Origin of the sequence: Parasphingopyxis sp. (genome assembly GCF_052168275.1) — a bacterium.
Taxonomy (GTDB): domain Bacteria; phylum Pseudomonadota; class Alphaproteobacteria; order Sphingomonadales; family Sphingomonadaceae; genus Parasphingopyxis.
The window spans coordinates 1-4,806 of the sequence record NZ_JBQLZM010000093.1 but is presented as its reverse complement, the minus strand read 5'-3'; the positions used below and the strand labels follow the sequence as shown (position 1 = coordinate 4,806).

The following is a 4,806-nucleotide window of genomic DNA, read 5'->3' as shown; positions in this document are numbered from 1 at the left end:
TCATTGCGAGGAGCATGGCGACGAAGCAATCCAGAGCGGCAGGCGGCCAGTTTGCAGCTCTGGATTGCCGCGTCGCCCCGAAACGAGTTCGGGCCTCCTCGCAATGACGAAGCGGCGGACGCCAACGGTCATCCTTCCGCGAACAACTGCTCGACTATATATTCCGCCGCCTCTTCCGCCGTCATCTCGACGGTGTTGACCCGGATCTCGGCATTCTGCGGTTCCTCATAGGGGCTGTCGATGCCGGTGAAATTCTTCAGCTCGCCGGCCCGCGCCTTCCTGTAGAGGCCCTTCACGTCGCGTTCCTCGGCGACCTCGAGCGGCGTGTCGACGAACACCTCGACGAATTCGCCGTCCGGCACCATCTGGCGCACCATCTGCCGCTCGGCGCGGAAGGGCGAGATGAAGGCGGTCAGCACGATCAGCCCGGCATCGGTCATCAGCTTGGCGACCTCGCCGACGCGGCGGATATTCTCGACGCGGTCGGCATCGGTAAAGCCGAGATCGCGGTTGAGGCCGTGGCGGACATTGTCGCCGTCGAGCAGGAAACTGTGCCGCCCCATCGCGTGCAGCTTCTTCTCGACGAGATTGGCGATCGTCGACTTGCCCGAGCCCGACAGGCCGGTGAACCAGAGCAGCTTGGCCTGCTGCCCCTTCTGTTCGGCATGGGCCTCGCGGGTGATGTCGACGGCCTGCCAATGGATGTTCTGCGAGCGGCGCAGCGCGAAATGGATCATGCCGGCGCCGACCGTGGCATTGGTCAGCCGGTCGATCAGGATGAAGCCGCCCAGGTCCGGATTGTCGTCATAGGCGGTGAAGGGAACGGCCTTGTCGGTCGATATGTTGCAGACCGCAATACCGTTCAATCCCAATTCCTTACCCGGCGTCCTTTCCATCGTGTTGACGTTCACCTGATATTTGTCGTCGGTGATCGTCGCGCGCAGCGAATTGGTGCCGATCTTCATCGCATAGGGGCGGCCCGGCAGCATCGGATCGTCGGCCATCCAGACGATCGTCGCCTCGAACTGGTCGGCGACTTCGGGCGGCGCATCGGCCGCCGCGATCACGTCGCCGCGCGAACAGTCGATCTCGTCGGCGAGCGTGATGGTCACCGACTGGCCGGCGATCGCATGGTCGAGATCGCCGCCCGGCGACACGATGCGCTCGACGGTCGAGGTCCTGCCCGAGGGCAGCACGCGCACGGCATCGCCGGGCGCGATGCGGCCGCTCGCGATCATGCCGGAAAATCCGCGGAAATCGTGATTGGGGCGATTCACCCATTGCACGGGCAGGCGGAAGGGCTGTTGGCGGCGGCGGTCATAGTCGAGGCCGACCGTCTCCAGATGGTCGAGCAGCGCCGGCCCGTCATGCCAGGGCGTTGCATCGCTCTTCGCGATGATATTGTCGCCCCTGAGGCCCGAAACGGGGATGGCGACGAAATCCTCGATCCCGATCTCCGTCGCGAAGTCGCGATAGTCGGACACGATATCGTCGAACGCGCCCTGGCCGTAATCGACAAGATCCATCTTGTTCACGGCGAGCACGATGTGCCGGATGCCAAGTAAGTGGACGAGATAGCTGTGCCGGCGGGTCTGGGTCAGCACGCCCTTGCGCGCATCGATCAGGATAACCGCAAGATCGGCAGTCGAGGCGCCGGTGACCATGTTGCGCGTATACTGCTCGTGCCCCGGCGTATCGGCGACGATGAACTTGCGTTTCTCGGTCGCAAAAAACCGATAGGCGACGTCGATCGTGATGCCCTGTTCGCGCTCGGCGGCGAGCCCGTCGACGAGCAGCGCGAAATCGATATCGTCGCCCTGGGTGCCGACCTGCTTGCTGTCGGCCTCGAGCGCGGCGAGCTGGTCCTCGAAGATCATCTTGCTGTCGTAGAGCAGCCGCCCGATCAGGGTGGACTTGCCGTCATCGACCGAACCGCAGGTGATGAAGCGCAGCAGCGACTTGTGCTGGTGCCCGTCGAGATAGGCGTCGATATCCGCGGCGGCGAGTGCGTCGGGACGATAGGAGGTTTCCATATCGGCCATCAGAAATAGCCCTCCCGCTTCTTCTGCTCCATCGAGGCGCCCTGCCCCTTGTCGATGGACCGTCCCTGCCGTTCCGATCCGGTCGCGAGCAGCATTTCCTGGATGATCGACGGCAGGTCCGCCGCCTCGCTCTCGACCGCGCCGGTCAGCGGATAGCAGCCCAATGTGCGGAAGCGGATCGACTTTTCGACCGGCTCCTCGCCCGCTTCGAAGCGGAAACGATCGTCGTCGGTCATCAGGATCAGCCCGTCGCGCTCCACGGTCGGGCGCGGTGCCGAATAATAGAGCGGGACGATGTCGATATTTTCCAGATGGATATATTGCCAGATATCGAGCTCGGTCCAGTTGGAGAGCGGGAAGACGCGGATGCTCTCGCCCGCGTTCTTCCGCGCATTGTAGAGCGACCAGAGTTCGGGCCGCTGGTTCTTCGGATCCCAGCCATGGCTGGCGTTGCGGAACGAGAAGACCCGCTCCTTCGCCCGCGCCTTTTCCTCGTCGCGCCGCCCGCCGCCGAACGCCGCGTCGAAGCCGTGTTCGGTGAGCGCCTGTTTGAGCGGATCGGTCAGCATGGTCTGCGAATAGAGCGCCGAGCCCGTGTCGAACGGATTGATGCCGGCCGCCTCGCCCTCGTCATTGTGATGGACGATCAGCTCGAGATCATGTTCCTTCGCCGTGCGGTCGCGATGCTCGATCAGCGCCCGGAAATCCCAGCCCGAAGCGATGTGGAGGAACGGGAAAGGCGGCCGGCCCGGATAAAAGGCTTTCAGCGCGACATGCAGCATGACCGAGCTGTCCTTGCCGACGCTGTACAGCATGACCGGCTTTTCGGTTTCGGCGACGACTTCGCGCATGATGTGGATCGCCTCGGCTTCGAGGCGTTCGAGATGGGTGAGCCGCTCGGGCGTGACCCCGGCCGTGGCTGGATTCGCATTCATGGCAGGGCATTTAGGCGCTGGACGCGACTTTGGCGAGCGGAGGTTGGTTGCGGCTGTGAAAGCCCAGCTTTCACCCGCCGGCGCGCTAGCCGACCGCCGTCGTGTGGATGTCGATGCGGTTTTCGAGCGTCTTGTGCACCGGGCATTTGTCCGCGATTTCCAGCAGTCTCTTGCGCTGCTCGTCGGTCAGGTCGCCGACCAGCTCGATCGCCATGTCCATCACGTCGATCCGGTTCTCGTCATTGTTGCAGCTTATGCAGTCGTCGACATGGTCGCGGCTGTGCTCGAGCTCGATCTTCACGCCCTGGAGCGGGATGTCCTTGCGCGCGGCATACATCTGCATCGTGATCGAGGTGCAGGTGCCGAGCGCGGTGAGCAGATGGTCATAGGGCGTCGGCCCGAGATCGTCGCCGCCGAGCGTGGCCGGTTCGTCGACCAGATAGGCGTGCGGGCCCGCCTGGACGCGCTGCGTATATGTGCCGCCCGCGCTTTCGACGGTGACGATCCCGCGCGGATGCGCATGGGTCGCCGCCTCGTCCGCAGTCACGTAGCGCGCCGCCCAGGCCGCGATCAGCCCGGCGACATAGCGGCCGGCATGGGCGTCGGTCAGCAGATGGTCGTAGCCGTCGAGCGAGACGAAGCTCTTCGGATGCTTCGCCGCCGCGAAGATCAGGCCCGCATTGTCGATTCCGACGATATCGTCGCCGGGCGCGTGCATCACGAGCAGCGCCTTGCCGAGCCCCGCGATCCGCTCCTGCTGCGGCTGGTTGCGGGTCTGGTCGACGAAATCCCGGCCGACCCGGAACGCGCGGCCGGCGATATGGACATCGGCCTCGCCCTCCGCCTCGACCTTCGCCAGATCCTCGCCAAGCTGGCCCAGCACATGCTCGACATCGAACGGCGCGCCGATCGTCGCGACCGCCCTGGCCTCGGCGATCCGCTCGGCGGCCGCAATCACCGCGGCGCCGCCCAGGCTGTGCCCGATCAGGATCGCCGGCGCCGTCATCCGCTCGCGCAGCGCGTCCGCGGCCGCCACCAGATCGGCGACATTGGACGCAAAACCGCTATTGGCGAACTCCCCCTCGCTGCCGCCGAGCCCGGTGAAATCGAAGCGGAGCACCGCGATGCCGTTGCCGGCGAGCGCTGCGGAGACCTGCGTCGCGGCCCGGCTCTGCTTGGTGCAGGTGAAGCAATGGGCGAACAGCGCGACCGCCACCGGCGCGCCGCGCGGCGGCAGCTCCAGCCGCCCGTCGAGCGTCTGGCCGTCGCGGCCGGTGAACTGGAATTTCTCGGTCGTGCCCGGCATCGCCTGTTCCTTTGCTGTCTTCTCCGGCACCAGTTCGCCGCAAACGGCCCCGGCGTTACGACCGGTCCCGGCCTGCTACCGTGCTAGCCGCGCAGCGCCTGCCAGGCGAGCCAGAGCCAGCCGCCGATCATCAGCGCGCCGCCGACCGGCGTGATCGCGCCGAGCCAGCGCGGCAAGCCGAGCGCCATCAGATACAGCGTGACCGCGAAGATCGCGCCGCCGGCGACGAACAGCCAAGCCGGCCCGCGCGCGTCGAACTGGACCGCGAGCAGGGCGGCCAGCGCATGCGCCAGCTGGTATTGCGCCCCGGTCTTCAGCCATTCCGCGGCGTCGCCCTGCGCGCCATGGGCGCCGAACGCGCCCGCGCCGACGGCGAGCGCGCCGGACAGCGCGGCGAGCGCGACGATCAGGCTCATTCCACCGTCACCGATTTGGCGAGGTTGCGCGGCTGGTCGACGTCCGTGCCCTTCGCCACGGCCACATGATAGGCGAGCAGCTGCACGGGAATCGCATAGACGAGCGG

At 66.0% G+C, this 4,806-nt stretch carries 4 protein-coding genes; all 4 read right to left on the bottom strand.

Annotated elements, in window-relative coordinates; all coding sequences use genetic code 11:
- Positions 1-128 precede the first annotated feature (128 nt).
- The 4 genes from cysN to ACTS1X_RS08385 all read right to left on the bottom strand — a co-directional run bounded on the left by cysN (position 129) and on the right by ACTS1X_RS08385 (position 4,699).
- Entirely contained in the window at positions 129-2,042 is a 1,914-nt protein-coding gene (cysN, locus tag ACTS1X_RS08400) for a sulfate adenylyltransferase subunit CysN (RefSeq protein WP_442613938.1), read from the bottom strand.
- Complete coding sequence (gene cysD, locus ACTS1X_RS08395; protein WP_442613937.1) at positions 2,042-2,977, bottom strand: sulfate adenylyltransferase subunit CysD; 936 nt, start codon at positions 2,975-2,977, stop codon at positions 2,042-2,044. The genes cysN and cysD overlap by 1 nt, the downstream gene beginning before the upstream one ends.
- A gap of 85 nt (positions 2,978-3,062) precedes the next feature.
- Complete coding sequence (locus ACTS1X_RS08390; protein ID WP_442613936.1) at positions 3,063-4,283, bottom strand: bifunctional alpha/beta hydrolase/OsmC family protein; 1,221 nt, start codon at positions 4,281-4,283, stop codon at positions 3,063-3,065.
- 83 nt (positions 4,284-4,366) lie between these two features.
- A complete protein-coding gene (locus tag ACTS1X_RS08385) occupies positions 4,367-4,699 on the bottom strand; it encodes a DUF423 domain-containing protein (protein WP_442613935.1) in 333 nt (110 codons plus the stop codon).
- Between the last annotated feature and the right edge of the window lie 107 nt (positions 4,700-4,806).